At 65.3% G+C, this 26667-nt stretch carries 27 protein-coding genes and 1 pseudogene; 18 read left to right on the forward strand and 10 right to left on the reverse strand.

The features are described from left to right. The 4 genes from LH128_RS34835 to LH128_RS28050 form a co-directional block, all read left to right on the forward strand. Positions 1–206, forward strand: a 206-nt coding sequence (locus LH128_RS34835) for a hypothetical protein (protein WP_327195297.1), incomplete at its 5' end; no start/stop codon positions are given. After that, complete coding sequence (locus LH128_RS28045) at positions 172–1758, forward strand: isocitrate lyase (protein ID WP_008833081.1); 1587 nt, start codon at positions 172–174, stop codon at positions 1756–1758. The genes LH128_RS34835 and LH128_RS28045, both read left to right, overlap by 35 nt. 87 nt (positions 1759–1845) lie before the next feature. Then, on the forward strand, positions 1846–2016 hold the full coding sequence (locus LH128_RS33845; protein WP_008833082.1) for a hypothetical protein: 171 nt from the start codon (positions 1846–1848) through the stop codon (positions 2014–2016). Positions 2017–2406: 390 nt separating this feature from the next. Continuing rightward, positions 2407–4482 carry a putative bifunctional diguanylate cyclase/phosphodiesterase gene (locus LH128_RS28050; RefSeq protein WP_327195298.1) on the forward strand — a complete coding sequence of 692 codons (2076 nt, stop codon included), beginning with the start codon at positions 2407–2409 and terminating at the stop codon, positions 4480–4482. A gap of 124 nt (positions 4483–4606) precedes the next feature. On the opposite strand, the gene LH128_RS28055 is transcribed toward LH128_RS28050, so the two are convergent. Then, entirely contained in the window at positions 4607–5251 is a 645-nt protein-coding gene (locus LH128_RS28055; RefSeq protein WP_008833084.1) for a TetR/AcrR family transcriptional regulator, read from the reverse strand. A gap of 113 nt (positions 5252–5364) precedes the next feature. On the opposite strand from LH128_RS28055, the gene LH128_RS28060 reads away from it, so the two are divergent. After that, positions 5365–5691, forward strand: coding sequence for a 2Fe-2S iron-sulfur cluster-binding protein (locus LH128_RS28060; RefSeq protein ID WP_008833085.1), 327 nt, complete (start codon positions 5365–5367; stop codon positions 5689–5691). 14 nt (positions 5692–5705) lie between these two features. Then, complete coding sequence (locus LH128_RS28065) at positions 5706–6965, forward strand: cytochrome P450 (RefSeq protein WP_008833086.1); 1260 nt, start codon at positions 5706–5708, stop codon at positions 6963–6965. Positions 6966–6969: 4 nt separating this feature from the next. On the opposite strand, the gene LH128_RS28070 is transcribed toward LH128_RS28065, so the two are convergent. Continuing rightward, positions 6970–7854, reverse strand: coding sequence for an alpha/beta fold hydrolase (locus LH128_RS28070; protein ID WP_327195299.1), 885 nt, complete (start codon positions 7852–7854; stop codon positions 6970–6972). A 249-nt stretch (positions 7855–8103) separates the two neighbouring features. Between LH128_RS28070 and LH128_RS33850 the strand changes: the two genes are divergently transcribed. Continuing rightward, on the forward strand, positions 8104–8301 hold the full coding sequence (locus LH128_RS33850) for a hypothetical protein (protein ID WP_327195300.1): 198 nt from the start codon (positions 8104–8106) through the stop codon (positions 8299–8301). A 90-nt stretch (positions 8302–8391) separates the two neighbouring features. Continuing rightward, on the forward strand, positions 8392–9717 hold the full coding sequence (locus LH128_RS28075) for an MATE family efflux transporter (protein WP_037521792.1): 1326 nt from the start codon (positions 8392–8394) through the stop codon (positions 9715–9717). Here LH128_RS28075 and LH128_RS28080 read toward each other — a convergent pair. The 5 genes and pseudogenes from LH128_RS28080 to LH128_RS34845 form a co-directional block, all read right to left on the reverse strand. After that, a complete protein-coding gene (locus LH128_RS28080) occupies positions 9704–10309 on the reverse strand; it encodes a DUF938 domain-containing protein (protein ID WP_008833089.1) in 606 nt (201 codons plus the stop codon). The genes LH128_RS28075 and LH128_RS28080 overlap by 14 nt on opposite strands. 167 nt (positions 10310–10476) lie before the next feature. Continuing rightward, complete coding sequence (locus LH128_RS28085; protein WP_008833090.1) at positions 10477–12027, reverse strand: DHA2 family efflux MFS transporter permease subunit; 1551 nt, start codon at positions 12025–12027, stop codon at positions 10477–10479. Continuing rightward, positions 12027–13097 carry an HlyD family efflux transporter periplasmic adaptor subunit gene (locus LH128_RS28090; protein WP_327195302.1) on the reverse strand — a complete coding sequence of 357 codons (1071 nt, stop codon included), beginning with the start codon at positions 13095–13097 and terminating at the stop codon, positions 12027–12029. Before LH128_RS28090 ends, LH128_RS28085 begins: the two co-directional genes overlap by 1 nt. Next, positions 12988–13719 (reverse strand): TolC family protein, encoded by a 732-nt coding sequence (locus LH128_RS34840; RefSeq protein ID WP_327195301.1) that lies wholly within the window; start codon positions 13717–13719, stop codon positions 12988–12990. Before LH128_RS34840 ends, LH128_RS28090 begins: the two co-directional genes overlap by 110 nt. Positions 13720–13894: 175 nt before the next feature. Further along, positions 13895–14614, reverse strand: a pseudogene (locus LH128_RS34845) (TolC family protein); the annotation flags it as partial. Positions 14615–14679: 65 nt separating this feature from the next. On the opposite strand from LH128_RS34845, the gene LH128_RS28100 reads away from it, so the two are divergent. The 3 genes from LH128_RS28100 to LH128_RS28110 all read left to right on the forward strand — a co-directional run bounded on the left by LH128_RS28100 (position 14680) and on the right by LH128_RS28110 (position 17229). Continuing rightward, positions 14680–15297: a TetR/AcrR family transcriptional regulator gene (locus LH128_RS28100; protein ID WP_008833094.1), complete on the forward strand. Its 618-nt coding sequence runs from the start codon at positions 14680–14682 to the stop codon at positions 15295–15297. A 244-nt stretch (positions 15298–15541) separates the two neighbouring features. Next, positions 15542–16057, forward strand: coding sequence for a nitroreductase/quinone reductase family protein (locus LH128_RS28105; protein ID WP_008833095.1), 516 nt, complete (start codon positions 15542–15544; stop codon positions 16055–16057). An 8-nt stretch (positions 16058–16065) separates the two neighbouring features. Further along, on the forward strand, positions 16066–17229 hold the full coding sequence (locus LH128_RS28110; RefSeq protein ID WP_008833096.1) for an FAS1-like dehydratase domain-containing protein: 1164 nt from the start codon (positions 16066–16068) through the stop codon (positions 17227–17229). A gap of 129 nt (positions 17230–17358) precedes the next feature. On the opposite strand, the gene LH128_RS28115 is transcribed toward LH128_RS28110, so the two are convergent. Further along, entirely contained in the window at positions 17359–18201 is an 843-nt protein-coding gene (locus LH128_RS28115; protein WP_037521795.1) for a PhzF family phenazine biosynthesis protein, read from the reverse strand. A gap of 163 nt (positions 18202–18364) precedes the next feature. Between LH128_RS28115 and LH128_RS28120 the strand changes: the two genes are divergently transcribed. From LH128_RS28120 to LH128_RS28145, 6 genes are all read left to right on the forward strand, one after another. Continuing rightward, positions 18365–18787, forward strand: coding sequence for a glycine zipper 2TM domain-containing protein (locus tag LH128_RS28120; RefSeq protein ID WP_008833098.1), 423 nt, complete (start codon positions 18365–18367; stop codon positions 18785–18787). 232 nt (positions 18788–19019) lie between these two features. Further along, positions 19020–19346, forward strand: a complete 327-nt coding sequence (locus LH128_RS28125; protein WP_008833099.1) for a glycine zipper 2TM domain-containing protein — start codon at positions 19020–19022, stop codon at positions 19344–19346. A gap of 289 nt (positions 19347–19635) precedes the next feature. Then, the gene (locus LH128_RS28130) at positions 19636–20373 is read left to right on the forward strand and encodes an SDR family oxidoreductase (protein WP_008833100.1); all 738 of its coding nucleotides are present in this window, start codon (positions 19636–19638) and stop codon (positions 20371–20373) included. A 64-nt stretch (positions 20374–20437) separates the two neighbouring features. Beyond that, positions 20438–21685, forward strand: a complete 1248-nt coding sequence (locus LH128_RS28135) for an SAM-dependent methyltransferase (protein WP_008833101.1) — start codon at positions 20438–20440, stop codon at positions 21683–21685. A 75-nt stretch (positions 21686–21760) separates the two neighbouring features. Next, positions 21761–22981, forward strand: coding sequence for an argininosuccinate synthase (locus tag LH128_RS28140; RefSeq protein WP_008833102.1), 1221 nt, complete (start codon positions 21761–21763; stop codon positions 22979–22981). A gap of 155 nt (positions 22982–23136) precedes the next feature. Then, positions 23137–23601: a septal ring lytic transglycosylase RlpA family protein gene (locus LH128_RS28145; protein WP_008833103.1), complete on the forward strand. Its 465-nt coding sequence runs from the start codon at positions 23137–23139 to the stop codon at positions 23599–23601. Between the two features lie 177 nt (positions 23602–23778). On the opposite strand, the gene LH128_RS31600 is transcribed toward LH128_RS28145, so the two are convergent. Together LH128_RS31600 and LH128_RS28155 are read right to left on the reverse strand one after the other, a co-directional pair. Next, a complete protein-coding gene (locus tag LH128_RS31600; RefSeq protein WP_008833104.1) occupies positions 23779–24960 on the reverse strand; it encodes a hypothetical protein in 1182 nt (393 codons plus the stop codon). A 121-nt stretch (positions 24961–25081) separates the two neighbouring features. Next, positions 25082–25984 carry a hypothetical protein gene (locus LH128_RS28155; RefSeq protein WP_008832440.1) on the reverse strand — a complete coding sequence of 301 codons (903 nt, stop codon included), beginning with the start codon at positions 25982–25984 and terminating at the stop codon, positions 25082–25084. A gap of 188 nt (positions 25985–26172) precedes the next feature. On the opposite strand from LH128_RS28155, the gene LH128_RS33855 reads away from it, so the two are divergent. Further along, the gene (locus tag LH128_RS33855; protein ID WP_172705165.1) at positions 26173–26535 is read left to right on the forward strand and encodes a hypothetical protein; all 363 of its coding nucleotides are present in this window, start codon (positions 26173–26175) and stop codon (positions 26533–26535) included. Positions 26536–26667 lie beyond the last annotated feature (132 nt).

A 26667-nucleotide genomic window follows, 5' to 3' on the forward strand; every position in this document is an offset into this window, starting at 1 on the left:
TTCGCTGGGATGACGGGTGGCCTTTACAACCGTTTTGTAACTACCACACAACTTTACAAGGAACATCTGTAAAGTTTGACAACAGCACCTCGCAAGGCATTCCGCCGCGCCGTCACCGCGACTACCTCGGCTCCATCGAAAGCAATCGCATCCGCGAAGAGGAACTGAAGCGTGACCTACCAGAGCAAGATCATCGAAGCCGGTAATACGATCGGCACCGAGCCCCAATGGAACGGGATCGAGGCCGAATCGGTCGCCCGCATGCGCCTGCAGAACCGCTTCCAGACCGGCCTCGACATCGCCCGCTACACCGCGCGCATCATGCGCGAGGACATGGCGGCCTACGATCTCGACCCCGCCAACTACACGCAGTCGCTGGGCTGCTGGCATGGCTTCATCGGCCAGCAGAAGATGATCTCCATCAAGAAGCACTTCGGCACCACCAAGGGGCGCTACCTGTACCTCTCGGGCTGGATGGTCGCGGCGCTTCGCAGTGAGTTCGGCCCCCTGCCCGACCAGTCGATGCACGAAAAGACCAGCGTTCCGGCGCTGATCGAGGAACTGTACACTTTCCTGCGTCAGGCTGACGCACGCGAACTGGGCGGCCTGTTCCGCGATCTCGACAAGGCCCGCGAGGGCGGTGACGAGGTCGAGGCCAAGCGCATCGAGCACGCCATCGACGCCTACGAGACGCATGTGGTGCCGATCGTCGCCGACATCGACGCGGGCTTCGGCAATGCGGAGGCGACTTACCTCCTCGCCAAGAAGTTCATCGAGGCGGGCGCCTGCTGCATCCAGATCGAGAACCAGGTTTCGGACGAAAAGCAGTGCGGCCACCAGGACGGCAAGGTCACCGTGCCGCACGAGGACTTCATCGCGAAGATCCGGGCGGTCCGCTACGCCTTCATGGAACTGGGCGTCGACGAGGGTCTGATCGTGGCGCGCACCGACTCGCTCGGCGCCGGCCTCACCAAGCAGATCGCCTTCACCCGTGAAGCGGGCGACATCGGCGACCAGTACAACGCCTTCCTCGATTGCGAGGAAGTCGAGACGGTGGGCCACGGCGACGTTCTCATCAGCCGCGACGGCAAGCTGCTTCGTCCCAAGCGCCTGCCCAGCAACCTCTACCAGTTCCGTTCGGGAACCGGCGAGGACCGCTGCGTGCTCGACAGTATCCACGCCCTGCAGAACGGCGCGGACCTGCTGTGGATCGAGACCGAGAAGCCGCACATCGGCCAGATCGGCGGGATGGTCAGCCGCATCCGCGAGGTGATCCCGAACGCCAAGCTGGTCTACAACAACTCGCCCAGCTTCAACTGGACGCTCAACTTCCGCCAGCAGGTCTTCGATGCCTGGCAGGCGGCGGGCAAGGACGTCTCGGCCTTCGACCGGGCGCGCCTGATGAGCATCGACTACGACGCCACCGAGCTGGCGGCAGAGGCCGACGAGCGCATCCGCACCTTCCAGAAGGACGCGGCACGCGAGGCGGGCATCTTCCACCACCTCATCACCCTGCCGACGTACCACACCGCCGCGCTGTCGACCGACAATCTGGCCAAGGAATACTTCGGTGACGCCGGGATGCTCGGCTACGTAAAGGGCGTGCAGCGCGAGGAGATCCGCCAGGGCATCGCCTGCGTGAAACACCAGAACATGGCCGGCTCGGACCTCGGCGACGACCACAAGGAATACTTCGCCGGCGAGGCCGCCCTGAAGGCCGGCGGCGCGCACAACACGATGAACCAGTTCGCGGCCTGAGCCGCACCACACTTGAAGGAAGCCGGGGGACAGTCCCCCGGCAACTTGGGGCAGCAACCCGATAAGCAAGCAAGGAAAGGACATAGCATGACCACCATGACCGCAGAACCGACCCGCGCTCGCGCGGTGCTCTCGAACGAGGATTTCAAGCTTCTTCAGGAAGCCGTCGTCTTCTATCTCAAGGCACACGAGGACGATCCGATCTCGTCCAAGTACTCCAACCTCTATCACCGTCTCGGCAGCGCGATCCGCCGCTGAGGCAGCTCAAGAGTTTTCCTGGGGAGGAAAGCTTGGCCCGTCGCACCCGTGTGCGGCGGGCCATTTGCATTGGAGCGAAGAGGGGGGACATGAACGGCCGTCTTCGCGCAACTGCGAACGCGCCCGGTCAGCTTGCGTCAATCATATCGGCCTAACCTGCGCCTTGCGACGTCACCGGAATCAAGGATGCAACGAAGTGCGAAAGTTCGCTTCCAGCGTTAGCCGACTGCCCGAATTCCGGGCGATCGGCGCCCCGCGGTTACCAAAAGTTCATGCTCCAGACCCTTGAAATTGCGCGCCCCGCTTCGTCATACCTTTGTCGCCATAGGGCAGAAAATTAACCACCTGCCTCATAGCCTGCTCCAAACCAGATGGGGATCTGCGTTGTATTTGGGGCTTAAACAGGACGTAACCGGCGAGGAACTCGCGCTCGCCATCGCGGAGCGCGGAGACCTGCCTTCGCTCGACACCGCGCTTCAGGCGGCCTCGCTCGCCGAGACGCGGCTGCGCGAGGTGATCGAGGCAATTCCGCAAGGCATCGTCTTCCTTGACGAGGAGGATCGCTACATCCTCTGGAACGAGCAGTACGCCCAGATCTACGAGAAGTCGGCCGACCTGCTGGTGCCCGGCGCCAAGCTGGGCGACGCGCTGCGCATCGGCATCGCGCGGGGCGACTACCCCGAAGCAGCCGGGCGCGAGGAGGAATGGCTCGCCAGCCGCCTCGCACTGCTGCGCCAGCCTTCGCACCGCCACGAGCAGTGGCTGTCGAACGGCCGCTGCATCATGATCGAGGAACGCCGTCTCGAAAGCGGCGGCTCGATCGGCGTGCGCGTCGACATCACCGACCTCAAGCAGAAGGAAGATGCCTTCCGCCTGCTGTTCGAACGCAACCCGCTGGCGATGTTCGTCTACGACCCCGAAAGCGGCTGCATCCGCACCGCCAACGAGGCCGCCTGCGCCCTGTTCGGTTATACCCCACAAGAAATGGCGGACCTGCCCGCCGGAGACCTGTTTCCCGCGACTTCGCGCGCCCACGCAGCGCAGCTGCTGGTCACCGACCGCGCCGACACCGGCGACAGCTGGAAGATGCTGCGGCGCGACGGGACCGCGATCGAGACCGTGATCGCCACGCGCGTCTCCGACCTCGAGGGCTTTTCCGGCACCATCGTCTCGATCTTCGACGTCACCGAACGACGCCGCATCGAGCAGCGCATGGCGCACATGGCACGCCACGACGAACTGACCGGCCTCGCCAACCGCGCCCATTGCCGCACGTACCTCAACGACCTCCTGACTGACGCAGGCGCGCAAGAAACGGTGACGCTGGCGATGGTCGATCTCGACCACTTCAAACCGGTCAACGACACCTACGGCCACCACTTCGGCGACATCGTGCTGACCGAAGCGGCGCGGCGCATGCGCGAACTTATCCCGCCCGAAGCCCTGCTGTGCCGGATCGGCGGCGACGAGTTCGCGCTGATCTTCCGCCGCTCCAGCCTGACTCAGGCGGAGCTGGTCGCCAAGTCGATCATCACCACCCTGTCCGAGCCCTTCTTCGTGCAGGGCCACATGATCCACATCGGCGCAACGATCGGCTTCGCCTCCGCGCCTTACGATACCCGCGATCCCGAGACGTTGCTGCGCTACGCCGACCTTGCGCTCTACGCTGCCAAGGGCGAGCGGCGCGGAACCTGCCGCAGCTTCGAAGCCGGGATGGACGCCGCCGCGCAGGAGAAGAACCGCCTCGAGATCGACTTGCGCGCCGCCGTGCGCGAGGGGGGGCTGGCGGTCCACTACCAGCCGATCGTCGATCTCCAGAGCGGGCAGATCGAGTGCTACGAAGCGCTGCTGCGCTGGAACCATCCCGAGCGCGGCGCGGTGCCGCCCGACGTCTTCGTGCCGCTCGCCGAGGAGATCGGCCTGATCGACCAGATCGGCCGCTTCGTGCTCGGCAGCGCCTGCAGCGCGGCGATGCAATGGCCGGACCAGGTCAAGGTCGCGGTCAACGTCTCGCCGCTGCAGTTCCGCAACGGCAACCTGCTGAGCACGGTGATCAACGCCCTCTCCACCTCCGGCCTCGCCGCCGAGCGTCTGGAACTGGAGATCACCGAGGCGGTGCTGATGGAGAAAGGCCCGCGCCCTTCCGCGATCATCCGCAACTTGCGCGCCTTCGGCATCGGCATCTCGCTCGACGATTTCGGGACCGGCTATTCCTCGCTGAGCTACCTGCTCAACTACCCCTTCACCAAGATCAAGATCGACAAGTCGTTCATCCTGAACCTGCACCATGAAGCCAATTCACGCGCCGTCATCCGCGCGGTGATCGGCCTCGGCCGCAGCCTCGGCCTGATCGTGACGGCCGAGGGTATCGAAAGCGATATGGAGCGCGAGTACCTGCGCGACGAAGGCTGCACGCAAGGACAGGGCTATCTGTTCGGCAAGGCGATGCCGGCGATGACCAATTAAGGTAATCCCGCCTCCCTTCGCCTCCCACATTTCGTCATTGCGAGCGCAGCGAAGCAATCCAGGGCAGTTGAACGCCGCTCTGGATTGCTTCTCTACGCTCGCAATGACGAAGGTTGGGTGAACCTCACGCCGCCAAGGCCCGGCGGCAGAACTCCCACAATTCGCCCGCCAGTTCCTCGCGCCCGGTGCGGTCGGGAATACCCTCCTCCTCCGCCAGCAGCACCGTATGCACGGTGGTCGATACGAGGTTGTAGACCAGCCGCGCCTGCAGTTGCGGATCGGCCCGCCGGAAGGCCCCGCCGGAAATGCCGTCCGCCACATGCCCGGCGATCAGGTCGAGCAGCGGCTCCAGCGCCGAGTTCAACTCTCCCTGCCGCGTCTGGGCGAGCCGCAAGTGTTCCCGGCTGAGCGCCGCCCCGCGCCGGTTCGCGCCCAACCGGTCCTGTCCCAGCTGGCCGACCACGATCCCCGTCACGATCACCCGCAGTGCCTCCACCGGCCCCTCGCAGCGCGCAGTAATGTCCCGGAACTGCAGTGCCGCCGTCCGCAGCGAGCTGTCGAACACCGCCAGCACGAGGTCGTCCTTGCCCTGGAACCGTTCATAGAACGCCCGCCGCGCCAGCCCTGCGCGCGCCAGCACCGCGCGGATCGTCAACCCCTCCAACCCGGCCTCGTCGAGCAGGTCATAGGCGGTGCGGATCAACAGGAGCGTGCGGTCACCCTCAGGCGCTTCGGGCGCGGTGAACAGCGGGGGATAGGCGGTGGTCATCCCCCTTGCGCTACGCCGGAGCGAGGCCTCGGTCCAGCCCGATTGACTTGCCCCCCGCCAACGGCGTACAAGAACGAGAACAATGTTCTCACAGGGCAACGAGAGAGGAAACCATGCCGCAGATCACTTACGTCGATCACGACGGGCACCAGACGCGCGTTGACATACCGCTTGGCGAGAACGTCATGCGCGGGGCGCTGTACAACGGCATCGAGGGCATCGTCGGCGAATGCGGCGGCGGCCTTTCGTGCGCGACCTGCCATTGCTACGTGGACGAGGACTGGGTCAACACGGTGGGCGGTCCCTCGTCCGACACCGAGGCCGAACTGCTCGAAGCCGTAGCCGGCGAACTTCGGCCGAGCAGTCGACTCTCGTGCCAGATCGAGATCACCTCCGCGCTCGACGGGCTGGTCATCCATCTGCCCGAAACGCAGTTCTGAAGGGAGAGGACGCCATGCCTATCGACGCCGCCAATCCCGTGCCCCCCAGCTTCCCGCGCAATGTCGGGATGGACCAGGTGCCCGCCCACGTTCCGCCCGAACTGATCCGCCAGTCGGGCCTCACCGTCGGGCCGGACTTCCTTGCGAACCCGCACGACTTCATGGCCGCGCTGCATGAAAAGCAGCCGCCGATCTATTACGACGTCAGCCCGATGGGGAACATGTGGCACCTCATCAAGCATGAGGACGCGCTGTTCGGCCTGCGCCACCCGGACATCTTCTCGAACGAGGGCGCCACGCCCTTCCCGCGCGATCCGGACGACTATTTCTACTTCATCCCGATCGAGATCGACCCGCCGCACCACCGCAAGTACCGCAACATCGTCGATCCGGTGTTCAGCCCGCAGGGCGTGCTCAAGCTGGAGGAACAGATCCGCCAGCGCGCCAACGGGCTGATCGACGAGATAGAGGCGAAAGTCGCCGCCGGGGAGACTTGCGAGTTCACCGAGGACTACGGCCGCCCGCTGCCAGTCACGGTGTTCCTCGACATCATGGGCCTGCCGCAGGACATGCGCGACGAGTTCGTGGACTGGGCTATGAAGCTGCTCCACTCGAACGACCGTGCGGTGATGGGCGAGACGATGGGCAAGATCACCGCCTATCTGCGCCAGGCGATCGAGGAGAAGAAGGCGAATCCCGACGACGGCGTCGTCAGCCGCATCGCACACTCCGCGCCGGACGGCGTGCCGCTGTCGGACAAGGAGATCTTCGGCTTCGTCTGCTTCCTGTTCATCGCCGGGCTCGACACTGTGTTCGCGACGCTGAACAATATCTGGCTCTACCTTGCCGAGAACCCGGACAAGCTCGCCGAAATCCACAGCCGCCCGCAGGACATCGACAAGATCGTCGAGGAACTGCTGCGCCGCTGGTCGGTGACGTTCTCGGGCCGGGTCCTCGACAAGGACTACGAGATGCGCGGCGTGCAGATGAAGAAGGGCGACCGCGTCACCTTCATCCTCCCCGCCTGCAACTTCGACCCCGAGGTGTTCCCGAATCCCAAGGAGGTGGACTTCGACCGCCCCCGCAAGACGATCCTGGCCTTCACCGTGGGCGTCCACAGCTGCATGGGCGCGCACCTTGCCCGGCTGGAAGTGAAGATCGCGCTGCAGGAATGGCTGAAGCGCATCCCGGCGTTCTCGGTGAAGCCGGGCACGCGGATCGAATACCGCCCCGGCGGCGTCATCGGGCCGGAGCACCTGCCGCTGGTCTGGTAACCCGTCAGCCCACCTTGCGGGGCGGCCTTGCGAGAATGCCCAGCAAGGCCGCCTCGAACGCTTCGGGTCGCTCGTACATCGCCCAGTGCCCGGCGTCCTCGATGACGCGGAACTCGGCCTCGGGCTGCACCGTGCGCAGCACTGCCTCCTGCGCGGCCGGGTCGGGATGCGGCAGGTCGAATGCGCCCCAGATTGCGTCCACAGCGACGCGGACCTCCGGAAGCACTTTGACCAGTCTGTCGGGAAGCACCAGCGGCGGTGCGTGAAGCCGCGCAGCCTTGGCGGTCGGCAGCAGCATGTGAATCGCAAGGTCGTCGGCGCTCTCGGGGTGATGGAGCATCAGTCCGAGCAGATTGGCCTTGAGAGCGGCGCGGCGCTCCTCCCCCACCAGACCGCTGATCCGGCCGAGGCGCGGGTGCCCCATCGGCGTTCCCAGCCCGCCGCAGCCGACGATCACCAGCCTGCGCGCCGTGCCCGGATGCAGCGCCGCCAGATGCGCCAGCGCGACGCCGCCGAACGAGAAGCCGCACAAATCGGCAGGCATCTTTTCCGCGCCGAGGATCGCAGACAATCCCCGGGCAAGCGCGGCCGAGATGCCTGCATGGTCGTTGCTCGCGGGCATGGCCGAATCCCCGTGGCCCGGCAGGTCGGGCACGATCAGCCGCCGGTGGCGAGACAGTCGCTCTATGTTGCGGACCCAGTGCGTCCAGGACCCTTGCGCGCCATGTGCAAGGACAATCGGCGCCCCTTCGCCCCAGATTCGCCATGCCATCGTCCCGTCGCCGCACGGAGTTTGGACCCGCCTCGCCTGCGACTCGAGCGAATCAAGATAGATGGCCGGGCCGGTACTCTGCTCGAATTTGCCGGTGTCGGTGCCCATTCGGGTCATGCCTCTCTCCTTCGATCCCCATCGGATCATCGCAGGAGACGATGCGCAACAGGCACCCCGCAATCATCGCCGGGATGACAGCGCAGGACATGCAACACCGCAGAAACGCGCGGGAAATGGGCGAAGGAAAAATTGCATGCTGCGCAGCATGAAATGCATTTCCCGCTTTGCCAAAGCCGGATTCTTGTGCAATGTGGTCGGTGAAAGGTTCATGTAACCTTACCGGTGTTGGGAGAGAGCGCGCCGGGGATGAGAAATCACTCCGGCGCGCCGATTTCTTCGCAGATGCAGCAGAAGCTGCCTGATCCACCAACTTTCAACAATCTCCCTGATTTACGCGGGTTTGGCAAGCCCTCATTGCGTGCGCTTTCCTTGCACCTTCAGCCGGGTATCGCACTGCAACATGACGTGCCCTTAGGAAAACCGCCGATCCTGCTCCCGGAGTGATTCGCGAAGGTGGGACAATATGTCCTGATCGCAGCGGCGATTCTTCGGTTCGTTTGCCCCTGCGGGTGCGCTTGGCTAGATCCTGGTTCCGTGACCGTCTCCCCGCCCTCTCCCGCCCGCCAGCTCTGGGCCATCGCCCTGCCCGCAATGCTGACCAACGTGGCCACCGCTCTGTTCGGCCTTGCCGACATGTGGGCGATAGGACGGCTCGGCGACGCCCCCGCGCAAGGCGCAGTCGAACTGGGGGCCAAGTTCATGCTGGGCCTGCTCAACGTCTTCAATTTCCTGCGCACCAGCACCGTCGCGCTGACCGCGCAAAGTAGCGGACGCGGTGATGGCGACGCGGGCGAGACGCTGGCACGCGCGATGGCGGTGGCGCTCGGCATCGGCGCGGTGCTGCTCATGGCCATGCCGCTCGCGATCCCGCTGGGCCTCGACGTGCTGGGCGCCGAGGGGCCGGTGCGCGAGGCGGCCCGCACCTACGTCGCGGTGCGCTACTGGGCGGGGCCGGTGTGGCTGGCGAACTGCGTGCTGGTGGGCTGGCTGATCGGACGACGCAAGGTTCGCCATGCCCTGGTGGTCGAGATCATCGCGAACCTCGTCCACATCGCCCTCGACCTGCTGCTGGTGCTCGTCGTGCGCTGGGGCGTGGCCGGGGTAGCGACGGCGACGGTGAGTTCCGAAGCCCTCAAGTTCATCCTGCTGGCCGCGATCGTCGTGCGCGAGGGCGCGGCGCGCGATGCGCTGGCGGCCCTCGGCCGCAAGGGGACGTGGGCACAGAGCGAACTCGCGCGGCTCTTCGCGCTCAACCGCGACCTGTTCGTGCGCACCCTGCTGCTGACCGGCTCGATCCTGCTGTTCGCCCGCGTCGGTGCGCGCGCCGGGCCAGTCACGCTGGCTGCCAACGGCGTGCTGTTCCAGATCTTCATGCTGGCGACACTCCTGCTCGACGGGTTCGAGAGCGGCGCGCAAGTGCTCTGCGGCGAGGCGCTCGGCGCACAGTCGCGAGCGCGTTTCACCGCCGCCGTGCGCTCCGCTCTGGTATGGGGCGGCGTGACCGGGCTTGCCGTCGCGGCGCTTTACGCGCTGGCGGGCGCCCGGCTCGCGGCGGCGTTCAGCACCGACCCTGCCGTAGTTGCCGCGACCGCACAATATGCGCCTTGGCTGGCACTATTGCCGGTGCTGGGCGTGTCGTCCTTCGTGTTCGACGGGGTGTTCGTCGGCGCCGGTTGGACCCGGGCGATGCTGGGGACGATGGCGGCGGCGATGGCGGCCTACCTCGCCCTGCTGTGGGCGCTCCAGCCGCTCGGCAACCATGGGCTCTGGGCGGCTTTCGCGGTGTTGTTCGGCGGCCGCGCGGTGGGGCAGGCGCTGGTCCTGCCGCGCCTGACCCGGCGCAGCTTCAGCGCTTCCTGAAGACCAGCATCAGGTTGTTGGCAGGCATCTCGACAAGACTGTCGAACGCCAGGCCATTGTCCAGCGCACAGGCGCGCACGGTTTCCACGCTGCGCAGGCCCCATTCCGGGTTGCGCCGCTTGAGGTCCTCGTCGAAGGCCGCGTTGCTGGGCTCGAGCGTCAGCCCCTCTCGCCGATAGGGGCCGTAGAGCACCAGCGGATAGCCCGACTCCAGCACCCGCGCGGCGCCGGCCATGAGGCCCTCGGTCGCGGTCCAGGGGCTGATGTGGATCATGTTGATGCAGACGACCGCCTGTGCTTCCGTGATCGGCCATTCATGCGAGGCCGCGTCCAGTTCCAGCGGCGCGCGCAAGTTCGCCAGCTCTGCCTGCTCCCCCCATGCCGCGATCGAGGCGCGCGCGTTGGCATCGGGATCGGTCGGCTGCCAGACGAGGTCGGGCAAGGCGGCGGCGAAGTGGATGGCATGCTCGCCGGTGCCGCTGGCGATCTCCAGCACGTGGCCGGATACCGGCAGCACGTCGCGCAGGACCGACAGGATCGGGTCACGGTTGCGGGCAGTGGCGGGAGCCTCTCGGCGGGCGTCGTTTTCCATTGCCTTGCAATGGGATCGCCGACCCGGTTCGGCAAGAGCGCCCTGCGCCCGGAGGGTGCGTCGGCCGGATGGAAAGCGGGGGGACTGGGGGGCTGTCTGTGCTTTCGGTCCGGCCGACGCGCCGGTGCCGCCTGTTTCGGGGGCGGCGACACCGGCTGTCTGGTAACTCAGTGCCCTGCGGCGGGCTTCACGTTCTTGGGCGGGCGCGGAGCCAGCCAGATGGTCATCGCGGCAAGGAACAGGGCGATGGCGCTGATCACGAACAGCTCGCCCGTGGCCACCGCGGTGCCCTGATTCTCCACCATCTGCGCGATCGCCACGCGCGCCTGCTCGGCACTGAAGCCCTGCTGCTGGAGCGCCTGCGAGGTCGCGTCCGCCCCGTTGAGCACGCCCGACAGGTCGGCGCTGCGCGAACGCGACATGTCGCTCCACACAGTGGTGATGATCGCCGTCGCCACCGCGCCTGCCAGGGTTCGCCCGAAGTTGGCGATACCGGCGGCCGAGGCGGTCTCGTGCGGCTGCACCGAACTGAGGCTGATGGTGGTGAGCGGCACGATCATCAGCGAGACGCCGACACCCTGCAGCAGCTGCGGGATGGCAATCGTCCAGAACGTGATGTCGGTAGACCATGTCATGCGCATCAGCGCGCAGACACCGATCCACGAGACGCCGATAAACACCAGCAGGCGCGGGTCGAACCGCTTCATCAGCGCCGGCACGAAGGGCGATGCGACCACCGCCAATACGCCCGAGAAGGCCATCGCCCGCCCCGCCTCCGTGGCGGTATAACCCATCGAGGTCTGAAGCCACTGCGGGATGACCACGATCGAGGCGAAGTACGTACCGAAAGCAATCGTCAGCGAGGCCGTGGACGCAGAGAACCCTCGATAGCGGAACACGCTGAGGTTCACGATCGGGTGTTCCTCGGTCAGCTCCCATATCAGGAAGGCGATGAAGAACACGCCCGCGATGCACGCCAGCGCGACGATCTTGGTGGACGAGAACCAGTCCTCGTCCCGCCCGAGGTCGAGCATCATCTGGAACGCGCCGATGAAGATCACCATCAGCGCCAGCCCGATCTTGTCGATCGGCAGCTTCTGGGTCGGCGTTTCCTGTCCACGCAGCAGCACCGCCACGCCGAAGAAGATCAGCGCCACGATCGGCACGTTGATGAAGAAGATCCACTCCCACGACCAGTTGTCGGAGATGTATCCGCCCAGGATCGGACCGGCGATCGGCGCGGTCACGACCGTCATCGCCCACATCGCCATCGCCTTGGGCTGCATCTCCTTGGGGAAGATCTTCAGCATCAGCGTCTGCGTCAGCGGCATCAGCGGCCCGCCGCAGAAGCCCTGCCCGAGACGGAAGATGACCAGTGCCGAAAGCGTCCCCGAAAGCCCGCACAGCGTCGAGAATATCCCGAAGCCGACCAGCGAGAACATGAACACCCGCAAGGCGCCGAAGCGGTTGGCGAGCCAGCCCGTCAACGGCACGCAGATCGCCTCGGCGACCGCGTAGGACGTGATGACCCAGGTGCCGCTCGACACCGAGACGGCAAGGCCGCCCGCGATGTGCGGCACCGAAACGTTGGCGATCGTGGTGTCGAGCACGACGATGAAGTTGGCCATGGCGAGCACGAAGCCCGCCAGGATCAGCTTGGCGCCGGTCAGCGGTGGTCCGCCTTCCTGCGCCGCTGCAGCCGGAGCGCCGCCGGCCATCAGTCGTTGTCCGTCAGGTCGATCTCGGCTTCCATCGACAGGCCGATGCGCAGCGGATGCTCCTTCAGCTCCTTGGGATCGAGCTGGATGCGCACCGGCAGGCGCTGCACCACCTTGATCCAGTTGCCGGTGGCGTTCTGCGCCGGGATCAGCGAGAACGCCGCGCCGGTGCCGCCCGAGAAGCCGACGACCTTGCCGTGGTATTCGACCTTGCCGCCGTAGAAGTCGGAAGTCAGCGTAGCCTTCTGGCCCGAGCGGACCTTGCCGAGCTGGTCTTCCTTGAAGTTCGCGTCGACGTAGAGTTCACCCACCGGCACGACGGTCATCGCCGCCTGCCCGCTCTGGATGCGCTGGCCGACCTGGATGCTGCGCCGGGACACGACGCCGTCGATCGGCGCGCGCACGATGGTGCGTTCGAGGTCGAGCTTCGCCTGCTCCAGCTGGGCCTGCGCCTGCAGGATCTCCGGCGCGGTCTGCAGGGTCGTGCCCTTGGTGAGCGCGACGGCGGCCTCTTCCTGGCGGCGGGCGCTGCGGGCGTTTTCCTGCGCCTGCGCGACGGCCGCCTGGGCCTGCTGGTAGGATGCCTTGGCCGAGTCCAGCGCCTGGCGCGCGGTCGTCAGTTCCTCGTTGGACACCGCGCCGGTGCCCGAAAGGGCCGCACGGCGCTTGTAGTCTTCCTGGGTCTTGGTCAGCGTCGCCTGCGCGGAGGCGAGCCCGGCGCGCGCGGTGTTGATCTGCGCGTCGCTCGCCCCGGCGGCGGCGCCCAGCGCGGCGTTGTTGGCGATCGACTGGCCGTAACGGCGCTGCATCATCGCAAGGTTGGCTTCGGCCTGCTGGACCGCGATCTTCTGGTCGGAGTCCTCGATGCGGAACAGCAGCTGGCCCTTGCGCACCGGCTGCGTGTCGGTGACGAGCACCTCGACCACGCGGCCCGAAGTCAGCGGGGTGACCTGCGCGTTCTCACCGGCGACATAGGCATTGTCGGTCGAGACCGTGCGGCTGCCGATGAACTCCGCGTAGAGGAACCACAGGCCGCCGATCACGACGACTGCGCCGCCAAGGCCGAGCAGGAGGTTCTTGCGCTTGCTCTTGTCCACGACGGTGCTCGAACCGGCGTCGTTGGGGGTTTCGTGACTCATCGGGGGTGGCCTTCTTGGCTGAATCGTCTGCATATCCGCCGCCCAGGGCGCGCTTGAGCGCGACTTCGCTGGCGAGCGTGGCGAAGTGGGCGTCGACCGCGCCGAGGCGGGTGTCGAGCGCGGTGGTTTCGGCGCTGAGCACGTCGATATAGGTGCTCAAACCGCCCTTGTAGCGCTGGAGCGCGAGGCCGTAGGCGGCGTTCGCCTCGGTCCGGGCTTCGAGCGCGTGGCGCTCCTGCTCACCGGCCGAAGTGCGGGTGGAAAGCGCGTCGGCGACTTCCTGCAGCGCACCGATCACCGACTTGTTGTAGCTGGCGACCATCGTGTCGTAGCCGCCGCGTGCCAGGCGATAGCGACCCGAAAGCGCGCCGCCCTGGAAGATCGGCAGGCTCACCGCCGCACCCGCGCTGCCATAGTCCGAACCGCCGTCGAACAAGTGCGAGATGCCCAGCGAGCTGAGGCCGATGAGGCCGCTCAGCGAGATGTCGGGAAGGAACGACTTCTTCGCATACTCGACGCCCTTGTCGGCCGCTTGCACCAGCTTGCGCGACATGACGATGTCGGGGCGACGACCGGCGAGCGCGATGCCCGCATCGGCCGGCACCGGCGTCGCGGCGATGGTCGCGATGGACGGGGGGGGTGAGCGTCAGGGTGCGATCGGGACCGGCGCCGAGCAGCGCGGCGAGCGCGTGGCGGCGCTTCTCGATCTGCTCGCGGTTGGCGGCGACGTCGATGCGCGCGCGGGCGGCTTCGGCGTTGGACTGGCGCAGCGGGCTCTGGTTGTCGAGGCCCTGCGTCACGCGCTGGCCGACCAGCTTGGCCGAGCCTTCGCGCGCGGCCAGCGTCTCGTCGAGCACCTTCTGGCGTTCGAGCAGGCGGCCGAGGTCGAAGTAGGACGACACGACTTCCGAGGCGAGCACCAATTCGGCCTGCCGCTCGTCGGCGACGGCGGCCTCGGCAGCCGAAGTCGCGGCAGCGAGCAGCGCGCGGTTCTTGCCCCAGATGTCTAGGTTGAGGTTGGCGGACAGGGCAAGCATGCCATAGTCCTTCCAGCCCTTGGGCAGCGCGGCGACCGGAGTGCCGTTGTTGTAGCTCTGCTTCTCGACCGAGGCCGAGCCCTGCCCGCCGATGCTGGGCAGCAGCGCGGCGCGCGAGGATTCGAGCGCGCCCTGCGCCTGGCGGATGCGGGCCAGCGCTGTGGCAACGTCGGGCGAACCCTTGATCGCCTCATCCACCAGACCGTCGAGCTGGGGATCGCCGTAAGCGGTCCACCAGCGCTCCTGCGGCCATTCGGCAGCGGTGCCCTGGATCGAGGCGGCGCTGTCGAGGGTCGACGGCGGGCGCAGCTCGGGACGTGGCCCAAGGTCGGGCGCACCGCACCCGGCGAGCGAACTGGAGGCGATCAGCAGCGCGGCCGTCGCGACTCGGGGGGAGAATTTTGTACTCATCGGTACGGTCCAAATCGTTTGCCGGCTTGTTTCTGTCAATAAAAAACTGTACTAGAGAGTACACCATGATGGAAAAGACCGGAATTTCAAAGCGCGAGGCGAACAAGGCCCGCAAACGCGCGGAGATCGTGCAGGTCGCCTCGGGCATGTTCCTCGAACAAGGTTACGCCGAGACGACGATGTCCGCGATTGCCGATACCGTGGGCGGATCGAAGGCGACCTTGTGGGCGCACTTCGCCTCGAAGGAAGAGCTGTTCACCGCCGTCGTCGACCTCCACGTCGAGGCGTTCGCGCGCGACGTGGAAGACGTGCTGACCGGGCAGACCTTCTCGGTCCCGGCGCTGCGCCGCGCGTGCCTGCGCTTCATCGACTGCCTGCTGCGCGACAATTCGGTCATGCTCTACCGCCTGGTGGTGAGCGAGGGTGAGCGGTTTCCCGAGATCAAGGAGACCTTCTACACGCGCGGCCCGGTCAAGCTGCGCTGCGCCATCGCAGACTTCTTCGCCACGCGCTTCGATGTCGATGAAGCGCAGCAGCTGACACAGCTCACGATGTCTGCGGTTACGGGCTATCGCACCGACGTGCTGCTGCGCCCCGACCCCGTCGGGCAGGCCCAGCACGAGGCCTTCGTCGACAACCTGCTCTCGCACAGCGTCTGGCCTCCGGAGAAGGACGCGGCCTGAACGGCTGCCTGCATTCGTCATTGCGAGCATAGCGAAGCAATCCAGGGCGGCTCAAGACTGCCCTGGATTGCCGCGCGGCTTCGCCGCTCGCAATGACGATGCGGGGATAGCGGCGGCCATGGTGGCGGTCTTCCGGCCCCCTCCCCAACCGCCCCGGCGATTACTGCCCGGCGCCCCCATTCGGGGTTGGACGCAAGGCTCTCCCCTCCCCCATCCTCTAGGCTCGGGAGGAGAGGAGAAGCCCATGAGCGACGACACGTCGGCCGCGATCCGCGACACGCGCAAGGACTGGGTGGTCGAGCACCGCGACATGTACTTGTCCTCGGGCGGCGCGCAGGGTCACATCATGGACATCACGCCTGTCGGCGGCCGCTCCTTCGCCACCCACTGCCCCGTCAAGTATGTCGGCCGAAAGAGCGGCAAGGTCTTCATCACGCCCCTTTGCTACGCCGACATCGGCGGCGAGGTCGTGATCTGCGCCTCCAAGGGCGGCGCCGACCATCACCCTGCCTGGTATCTCAACATCCGCGAGGCCGAGACGGTCGACTTCCAGATCGCCACGCAAGCCTTCCGCGCCACCTGGCGCGAACCCGAAGGGGCCGAGCGCGACAAGGTCTGGGCCTTCGTGACCGACTGCCACCCCTTTTACGCGACCTACCAGCAATCGACCGACCGCGTGATCCCGCTGGTCATGCTCAAGGCCATCGAACCGGTCCCCGTGTTCAAGGCCGAAGACGCCACCGGCATCAGGCAATTCTGAGAGAAAACATGAGCGACGACTTCGACTGTTCCGACATCGACAACCATCTCGGCAAGACGATGGACTTCTCGCCCTTGCGTGAGGCCATCGCACCCAACGACATCCGCCGCTGGGTCCATGCGATGCATTACCCCAACCTCGCCCACTTCGATCCCGGTCATGCCGAGGCGAGCGTATGGGGCCGCCTCGTCGCGCCGCAGAGCTTCGCCATCGCGACGGACGACGGCCACGGCGCCGCGCCCGCCTGCGTCGGCAAGATCGCAAACTCGCACCTCCTGTTCGGCGGCGACGAGTGGTGGTTCTACGGCCCGCGCATCGAGCCGGGCGACGTGATCACCAATACCCGCATACCGTTCGACTACACGGTCAAGCAGACCGGCTTCGGCCCCACCTGCTTCCAGCGCGGCGACAACAACTACTCCAACCAGAAGGGCGAGGAGATCGCCCGCCAGCGCTCCACCTCGATCCGCTACCGCGCGGCGGCGGGCGGCGACAACGTCAAGACCGACGACTTCGAGGAGCCCGAATGGACCGACGAAGCGCTGGAGGAGATGGAGGAGCGCCGCTTCGCCTGGGTCCGCATGCTCCATGACCTCGGCAACAAGGAACGCTGGTGGGACGACGTCGCGGTCGGCGACCAGTTGCCGGAGCGCGTCTTCGGCCCCCACTCCATCGCCAGCTTCGCGACCGAGTGGCGCGCCTATATCGTCAACACCTGGGGCACGCTCGACTTGCGCAAGCAGGACCTCGAAGGCCTCGGCTTCACGCGCGAGATGGCCGGGTACGAGAACGACCCCGACATGCTCAAGGTGAACCCGTTCCTCACCGACGGCGCCTATTACGGCCCCTCGCGCGGGCACCTGTTCGCCAAGTATGCCCGGCGCATCGGCATGCCGCGCGGCTACGGCTACGGCGCCTCGATGGGCTCGTGGGTGACCGACTACCTTTCGGGCTGGGCGGGGCAGCACGGCATGGTGGTGCACTCAGTCGCCAACTACCGCGGCCCTGCGCTGACCGGCGACGTGACGATCCAGACCGCCGAGGTCACCGAGAAGTCGGTGGACGCAGACGGCCGCCATCTCATCCACGTCAAGCACCTGATGAAGAACCAGAAGGGCACGACAATGTGCACGGGCAGCGCGGAGGTCGCCCTGCCGAAGAAGACGGGCTGAATGACCACACTCCCCCGACACCGCTCATGCTGAGCTTGTCGAAGCATCGGGCCTGGCGCTTCGCCTCGGGGCCTTCGACAAGCTCAGGCTGAGCGGGGTGGGGAGAGTGCCATACGCAGCACAAACCTGTTACGCCGGGAACAACGCCCCGCCCGTCGCTACGGTCTCCACGCGCCCGGCGATCCAGACGTCGCCGCTCTCGTCCTGGGAGCAATAGACCAGCCCGTCCGCCCCGACCTTGCGGCCCTGCGCGGCGACATAGTTGCCCTCGGCCTGACCGCTCGCGAAAAGGTACTGCGCCACCGCCGCGTTGAGACTGCCGGTCACCGGGTCCTCGACCATCTTGCCTGCCGGATCGGCAAAGAACGCCCGCAACTCGAACTGCGCCGCACCACCCGGAGCGCACGGGCCCAGCAGCGCCACGTCGGTCCCCTTCGGCGCACGCGAGACGGGCTCAGTCGCCAGCACCGCCTCCGCCGAAGCAAGGTGCAACAGCTTCCAGCCCGGCCCGTTGGCGGCATGGACCGCGGCGACGACTTGCGCCTCGTCTGTCCCGGTGAGGCGAAGCGTTTCCGCGCGGTCCTCGGCATCGAGCGGCCCCGACCGGATCAGCGGCGGCGCGCGGAACGCCAGCCGCTCGCCATCCCGGCGCACCTCGACGAGACCTATGCCACATTCCTGCACCACGCATCCGTCCTCCTTCGCCTTTCCTCCGGCGGCGAGCCACGCATGGGCACTACCCAGCGTCGGGTGCCCGGCGAAGGGCAGTTCGCCCGCCGGGTAGAATATACGCACCCGGTAATCGGCACCCGGGTCGGTCGGCGGCAGGAGAAAGGTCGTCTCCGAATAGCCCAGCCACTGCGTCAGCCGCAGCATCTGCGCGTCGCTCATCCCCTCACCGCCGCGCACGACCGCCAGAGGATTGCCACTGAGCGGGCCGGAGCCGAAGACGTCGATGAGATCGAGAAACATGGCATGCCTTTCGGAGCTAATTGCACTTTTGAACGTTTCGTCGCAGTCCGGGTCCATCTTGTCCCTTGCGCTCCCGACCTGCCCGGCGGTTCATCGCGCGTTGCGAAGTGCGGGTCCAGACCGATCGGGTTCTCGAACAGGAATTTTCGCAGGAGTTTGAACCATGAAGAAGTCCCTGCTGGCGATGGCTGCGTTCGCCGCCACCATCACTGCCCTGCCCGTCGCGCCGGTGCTTGGCGACCCGCCGCCCTGGGCGCCTGCGCACGGTCGCCGTGACCATGACCGGTACGACCGCAATGACCGTCACGATCGCTACGACCGCCGCGACATGTACGATTCGCGCGGCCGCTACCGCGAACCGCGCCGCCTTACCCGCAACGACCGTGTCTGGCGCGGCAATGACGGGCGCTACTACTGCAAGCGCGACAACGGCACGACCGGCCTGATCATCGGTGCCGGCGTGGGCGCGCTGGCGGGGAACCAGATTGCCGGCCGTGGTGACAAGACCATCGGCACGATCCTGGGCGGCGTCCTCGGCGGAGCGCTCGGCCGAGAGATCGACAAGGGCGACATCCAGTGCCGCTGAACTGAGATTTCATGCCCTGAGACGAGAAGCGCGCGGTCCGAAAGGGCCGCGCGCTTTCGCGTTGAGGCGGTATTTTTGTTTCCGAAAGAAACATTTCCCTCGCTTCATCGCTGTACCAGCGCAGTTCGTCACGGATTTCCAGCAGCGGCCGTTCGTTCATCTGACGTTGTGGATCAATGAACGAAAAGCCGCGTTACCAGATCATTCCCACGCTACGATGAGGGCACATATCATGCGTAAGACCATTCTCGCCGCCACTATGATGGCGCTCACCATTCCGGCGACCGTCGCTTTCACCGCTCCGGCAGAAGCGCGCGATCACCGTCGTTACCACAACGACCGCGGCGTCAAGTACTGGCGCGGCAACAACGGCCGCTACTACTGCAAGAAGTCGAACGGCACCACCGGCCTGCTGATCGGCGGCGTTGCCGGCGCCCTTGCCGGTCGTGCGATCGACACCCGCGGTGACCGCACTGTCGGCACCTTGCTCGGCGCTGCCGGCGGCGCCGTCCTGGGTCGCGAGATCGACCGTGGCGGCGACCGTCCGCGCTGCCGCTGATCCTTATCCCCCGTCCCTTGCGAAAGGCGCGTCGTCCGAAAGGCGGCGCGCCTTTTGCTTTGTCCGTGCCGTGGCCCTCCGCCGGTGCGATCGGTGCATCCCGGCTTTCCTACAGCGGCTGGCTATGCTCCAATGCCGCCATGTTTCAGCGACTTGCATTCATGACCGGCTCGTCTGTCCTCGCTACGGAAAGCCCCCTTCGGAGAGGCGGGAGTTTCTCTTCAGGACAGTGTAAACCGTGTAAACCTGATGTGTCACCTTGTGAGGCCGCGCAGTGAGCCGCCCCGCCATGCTGGTGACCGGCGGCGCCAAGCGGATCGGCGCGACCATCGCTCGCGCCTTCGGAGCGGCAGGCTGGCATGTCGTGATCCACTACGGCCGGTCGCGGGCGCAGGCCGAAGCGCTCGCGGCGAGCCTGCCCAGCGCCGAGATCGTCTCGTGCGACCTCGACGACTGGGATGAAGGCCCTGCCATGGTCGAGGCACTGGCTGCCCGTCTGAACGATTGGCGGGTGCTGGTGAACTGCGCGGGCGTCTTCGACCTCGACACCGCCGAAACGCTGGAACCGGATATCTTCACCGCCGCGATGCGGGTGAATGCGGCCACTCCCGCCCGGCTGGGACAGACGTTCCTTGCCCATGCCCGCACCTCCGCCGGCAGACGCCTGATCCACGTTACCGACCAGAAGCTGCTCAATCCGAATCCGGATTTCTTCTCCTACACCATGAGCAAGCACGCGCTTTCCGCGACGATCCCGATGCTTTCCATGGCCCGGCGGGCAGAGGAAGACCGCGTCTACGGCATCGCGCCGGGCGCCATCCTCGCCAGCCACGACCAGAACGAGGCGGAAGCCGAAATCTCCCACCGCATGAACCTGCTGGGTCGCCGTGCGACGCCCGAAGACGTAGCGGGGGCAGCCCTGTTCCTTGCCGGAGGCTGGCTCGACAGCGGCCAGACGCTCTACGTCGATTCCGGACAGCACCTGCTGGCCCAGGAACGTGATGTGCTGTTTCTGGCGCGGGAGTAAGGATTGTGCATTTATCAACACAAGCCCCCTTGCATGCAGGTAATTACCCCCGCACAAACCCCTGATGGCACTCGGCATACTTGACCGCTTCCTCGAGCGCGGCGTCCGACAGGGCGTGCTCGAACTGGCCCGCCCCGACGGCTCCCTCCGTCGCTTTGGAACCCCCGCAGAAGGCTTTCCCCACGTCCGCATCCGCCTGACCGACAAGGGCGCCGAACGCCGCATCCTGCGCGATCCGCGCCTGGGCGCCGCCGAAGCCTTCATGGACGGTCAGCTCGAAGTCGAGCAGGGCGACATCATGGACCTCGTCTACCTGCTGCGCGCCAACGCCCGCTGGGACAAGGGCGGCGAATTGAAGGAGCAGACCGCGTTCAAGAAGGTGATCGGCAAGGCCGTCACCCTCGTCGACGGCATCAACCGCGCGGCGAGCGCCAAGAAGAACATCGCCCACCACTACGACGTGGGCAACGACCTCTACAACCTGTTCCTCGACATCGAGCACATGCAGTATTCCTGCGCCTACTGGCCCAGTGACGACATCACGCTGGAGCAGGCGCAGACCGCCAAGCTCGCCCACATCGCCGCCAAGCTGGCGATCGAGCCGGGCCAGAAGGTGCTCGACATCGGCTGCGGCTGGGGCGGCATGGCGATCTATCTCGCCAAACACTTCGACGTTTCGGTCAAGGGCATCACGCTCTCCGAGGAACAGCTGGTGCTGGCCCGCCAGCGCGCCGTGGAAGCGGGCGTCTCGGGCCGCATCGACTTCGAGTTGATCGACTACCGCGACCTCGCCGCGCGCGGCGACAAGTTCGAGCGCATCGTCTCGGTCGGCATGTTCGAGCACGTCGGCCAGGCCCAGTTCGACCGCTTCTTCCGCGACTGCGCGACGATGCTGGACGACGAGGGCGTGATGCTGATGCACACCATCGGCCGCATGGGCGGGCCCGGCTCGACCGACGCCTTCACCCGCAAGTACATCTTCCCCGGCGGCTACATCCCGGCGCTGAGCGAGACGGTGGAGGCCAGCGAAAAGGTCCGCCTGATCGCCACCGACGTGGAGAACCTGCGCCTCCACTACGCCAAGACCCTGCGCGAATGGTACAAGCGCTGCGTCGCCAACAAGGAGGCCATTGTCAAGCTGCACGACGAGCGCTTCTACCGCATGTGGATTTTCTACCTCTCCGGCGCCACCGCCGCATTCGAGAGCGGCGGCATGTGCAACTACCAGATCCAATACACCCGCTCGCGCCACGCCCTGCCCCTCACCCGCGACTACATCGCGGAAGGAGAGAAAGTGCTGCTGGGCGCGTAAACGTTGCGAAGTTTGGGCGCACCTGCTAGCCGCGCGCCCAAACTTCCACCGCTCATGCCGCGAAAGCCCGTGCCCATGTCCGACAGCATCAAGAAGGTCGTCCTCGCCTACTCCGGCGGCCTCGACACCAGCGTCATCCTCAAGTGGCTCCAGGTCACCTACAACTGCGAGGTGGTGACCTTCACCGCCGACCTCGGCCAGGGTGAGGAACTCGAACCCGCCCGTGCCAAGGCCAAGCTGATGGGCCTGCCGGACGAGAACATCTACATCGACGACCTGCGCGAGGAATTCGTGCGCGACTTCGTGTTCCCGATGATGCGCGCCAATGCCCGCTACGAAGGCGACTATCTCCTCGGCACCTCGATCGCCCGCCCGCTGATCTCCAAGCGCCTGATCGAGATCGCCCACGAGACCGGCGCCGACGCTGTCGCCCACGGCGCCACCGGCAAGGGCAACGATCAGGTCCGCTTCGAGCTGTCGGCCTACGCGCTCGACCCCAACATCAAGGTCATCGCCCCCTGGCGCGAGTGGGACCTGACCAGCCGCACCGCCCTCATCCAGTGGGCCGAGCAGCACCAGATCCCCGTCCCCAAGGACAAGCGCGGCGAAAGCCCCTTCTCGACCGACGCCAACCTCCTGCACACCTCGTCCGAGGGCAAGGTGCTGGAGGACCCGTGGGAAGAGACCCCTGACTACGTCTACTCGCGCACCGTCAACCCGGAAGATGCGCCGGACGCACCGGAATACATCACCATCGACTTCGAGAAGGGTGACGGCGTCGCCCTCAACGGCGTGGCGATGAGCCCGGCGACCCTCCTCACCCAGCTCAACGAGCTGGGCCGCAAGCACGGCATCGGCCGCCTCGACCTCGTCGAAAACCGCTTCGTCGGCATGAAGTCGCGCGGCATGTACGAGACGCCCGGCGGCGAGATCTACGCCCGCGCCCACCGTGGCATCGAGCAGATCACGCTCGACCGCGGCGCCGCTCACCTCAAGGACGAGCTGATGCCGAAGTACGCGGAGCTCATCTACAACGGCTTCTGGTTCGCCCCCGAGCGCGAGATGCTGCAGGCCGCGATCGACCACTCGCAGGCCCGCGTGAACGGCACCGTGCGCCTCAAGCTCTACAAGGGCAGCGCCTCGGTAGTCGGCCGCAAGAGCGCCGACTCGCTCTACTCCGAACGCCACGTCACCTTCGAGGACGATGCCGGCGCCTACGACCAGAAGGATGCGGCGGGCTTCATCAAGCTCAACGCCCTTCGCCTGCGCCTGCTGGCCCAGCGAGACGCCAAGTAAACATTGCCCCTAGGTTAACAGAGTCCGGCGGCCCGTTGCCAAAGCGCGACGGGCCGCTTTTGCCTATATGGCCTTCGGGGAACCGCACAGGTAGGACTCCCGCCATCGTCAACGACGAAGCGGGGTAAGTTTTGCAAGTTCGAGCCGTAAGCCTGATGGCGCTGTGCACTGCCGTCGTCCTGCCCTTCGCAGGCCCCGCTCAGGCTGAAGCCCCGGTAGCTTCGCAAGCTCTCGTTCTTGCTCCTGTCGCTGGCGTCAACGCCGTCGCCGCCGCAGAAGTTCCCGCCGTCCTCACCGCGCCCGAAGACGACGACATCCAGGTCACTCCCATCGCAGGCGGCATCGCCAGCTTCTACGGCCGCCACCTCAAGGGCGCCCGCACCGCCAGCGGCGAGCGTTACGCGCCCGACGGACTGACCGCCGCACACCGCACCCTGCCCTTCGGCACGCAAGTGCAGGTCACCAACCCGGCCAACGGCGAAGTCGTCGTCGTCACCATCAACGATCGCGGCCCCTTCCACGGCAACCGCGTGATCGACCTGTCCGACGCCGCCGCCGACGAACTCGGCATCACCCGCATGGGCAGCGGCAAGGTCGAACTGGCCGTCCTCGGCAACTGAGGCTGGGTTTTTCTGCGGGGGCTTCGACAAGCTCAGCCTGAGCGGAATTGATAGCATCCATCACAATCCCCGCTCACCCTGAGCTTGTCGAAGGGTGGATAGCACCGCCGCCTGATCTGAAGGAAAAAGGTCGGCCGGCGCAGCTGGGAGGGGGTGGGGGAAGCGCCGCGCCGGCCTTCACACTCGATAACAGCGAAGCCGGACAAGCGTTCCCGGCCTCCGAACACTTTTGCCCAGCCGTGCTTCCCATCGACGAGGCGCGAGCAGGTTTACACGGTTTACACGGTCCAGAGCCGCAACTCCGGCCCCGCCTTCCAGCGACTTGTACTCCATCGGCGCCGCGCCCTCCCCGCCCGAGAGCGCCCCGTCCACCCGGGCGAAAGCGCGCGCCTGCCAGCGATCCCACTGCGCGCCGCTCTCACTCAGGAAAGGCCCGCGCACCGGCGCTTCCGGATAGTCCGGCGCCTCCCCCGCGTCCTCGGCCGCGATCTCCCCCTCGTCCAGCGGCTGCACGTACCCGGCCGCAGCATCGATCGCATCCACCGCGTCGAGCCACGCCTCCCGCGCATCGCCGAACCGCGCCTCCCCCGCCGCCGCGACATAGTCCGCCCGCTCCGGAGGCAACGCCGCGCCCTCCTCCATCCCCGGCACATCCGCGCAAGGCTCCTCCCCGGCGACGAGCGCCAGCACCTCGTCGAACCGCTCGGCCAGAGCCTCATGCCCCTCCCCCGCGACATCGAGCCGAGCCAGATGCGCCAGCAGCAACCGCGAGTCATACCGCCGCCGCACCCCGACCAGCTCCCCCCGGAACCATACCGCCTCCTCCACCCCATCGAGCGCGCGCGTCGCCAGCACCTCCTCGACATGCTGCCGCGCCAGCACCAGAGCCGCCGTCCAGGCATCCGCAAACACCGCATCGCGCCGCCGCAGCAGATAAGCCGAAGTCCGGCTCATTCCCACGAAAGCACACGCGGCTCGCACATCGCCCTTCTGCGAGAGTTGGTCGAGGAACCGCACCTTGCGGTCGGCGTCCCACGCCGTGTGCGAGACATGGAGAGAAGGAGAAGAGACAATGCGAGGGCCATCGCCCTCGCGCTCCCGGACCCTTTCCGCCGCGCCCGAGGCCGACGAAGCGCCCGCCTGCTCGCCCGGAATACCAATGTCGCGCGAGGCGGGAACCCACCCCCGCCCGAACCGAAGCGCTCCCTGTTCCTCCCCCTGCGGGGGAGGGGGAGCCTGACAAGACGGATGCGCAAGCGCATCCTTGGCCGAAGGATGGTGGAGGGGCACAGGGTGGAGCGGCACAGGCCGATCCCCCGCCCCACCGTCGATACCGAAGCTGCTGGAAAAGTCCGTCATCGTCCACCTCGCGCAAGAGGAAAGCCACGAAAGACCACGACGCAGCCCGGACAGGCGCGTCGTGGGGGACGGATTAGTTATCGTATGTGGGTGGCTGTAGGAAAGTGCATCCGCTTCAGGCTCAGGAGGCTATAGCGCCTGCGGCCTTTAGAAAAGTGGAGGTCCGTGAGATTATATCAAGCATAGGCCTTGAGCCAACGCTCTCCCAAAGAGCCATCAACGCATCGCCATCATGAACGTCATGGTCCTCAATCAGAAGACCGGGCAATGTTCCGATAACAATTGCATTAAATCTGTGAGAACGACTTATATCCAAAGCAAGAACAGGGGAAATTTCCGTCCATTCTTCGTTGATATTTCCAGCGTTCAGCTTGCCATCAATCTTTGCTTGAACCAGCATCATCGATATAATCAAACCGATTGCCCGCTGCCGTTTATTGGGGTTTGTTCTTGCATCAAAAACAAAAGCGCCGATTAGATATGCTCTAAGCAATGCATTAACGTAATAACTTTGGATGAGATCTTCATCCCCAGCATCGTTGTAATGCACCTCAATGAGGGCCGACACCCAAGCAGCAACTAAATCAGCAGCCAAATCCAGCATGGGCAAACCCATGCCGGGGAGACCAACCTTAATAACCGGAACAGTTGTAAATTCAGAAAATTTCTGTCGGATATGGATCAATTCGTGAATAACGAATTGGGCTAGCCCGATCTGCTGCCAGCGCACACGTTCTACGCCAGATATGCCGATCTCCCCGCAGGCATCATAGAGTTCATTCCATACTTTTACCAATGGCGCCAGATAGAAGTAGACCCGCATATTACCGCGATCCAAACGGAAAGCCGATTCACTCTCCTCATCGGTCACTTGAAATTCACTTTGATCGATGAGATTCAAAATACCCGCGCATACTCCGGTGATTTTACGTTCGAGCGCTAGCCGACCCAAAGCCGTACGAACTTCGAGTATCACTCGATCAAGTTCACTCTGCATCGCCTCGGTGGCTGCTGCCCCATTCATGCATTAACCTCCTGAATGGTGGCATTATGAGCTGGGATGGCGGGTACATCAAGCGCGTTTCCCGGGTACCTTTAACCCATTATCCACAAATCTCGGGTTGAATGGGGTACGAATTTGGGGATAAATGGGAACCACGGGACATGCGAAAGAATTCGCATATGATTCCGTATCAACAAGGAGAACTGGTAATGTCCGACCTCCAAGCGGTGGAAGCCACTGTAGCGGAGCGCGGGGTACCAAATCGGGGTACACGTGGCAAAGGGCGGGGGCGTGCACAAAAAGATTGGACAATCAAAGGACTGTCTCCTGAGACAGTCGAGGTTGCCCGAGAAGCAGCCAAATCTAGCGGCATGAAAATTAATGCTTGGGTTAGCCAAGCACTTACTGATGCCGCTTGCGATGTCCCAAGAGACAGAGAATTTGACTATGACGACCGTCATCACGACGTCGCAAAATCAGAAATAGAAAAACTTCGAGCACGAAATGATGAATTAATTCAAACAGTTAATACTCTTAGTGCGCTTCTAGCAAAAAGCTATTTAAACACTTAGGTAAAGAGGCAGCTCACGCTGCCTCTTTTTTATTCAACAAGGCACATTAACCAACACAAAATAGAAAGCAATTACGGCGATTATCTCTATGCTTTGGCCGTAAGCGACATTGACAGTTCCGGGAGCGCGAGG

The sequence above is a fragment of the Sphingomonas sp. LH128 genome, assembly GCF_000293195.2.
GTDB lineage: Bacteria > Pseudomonadota > Alphaproteobacteria > Sphingomonadales > Sphingomonadaceae > Novosphingobium > Novosphingobium resinovorum_A.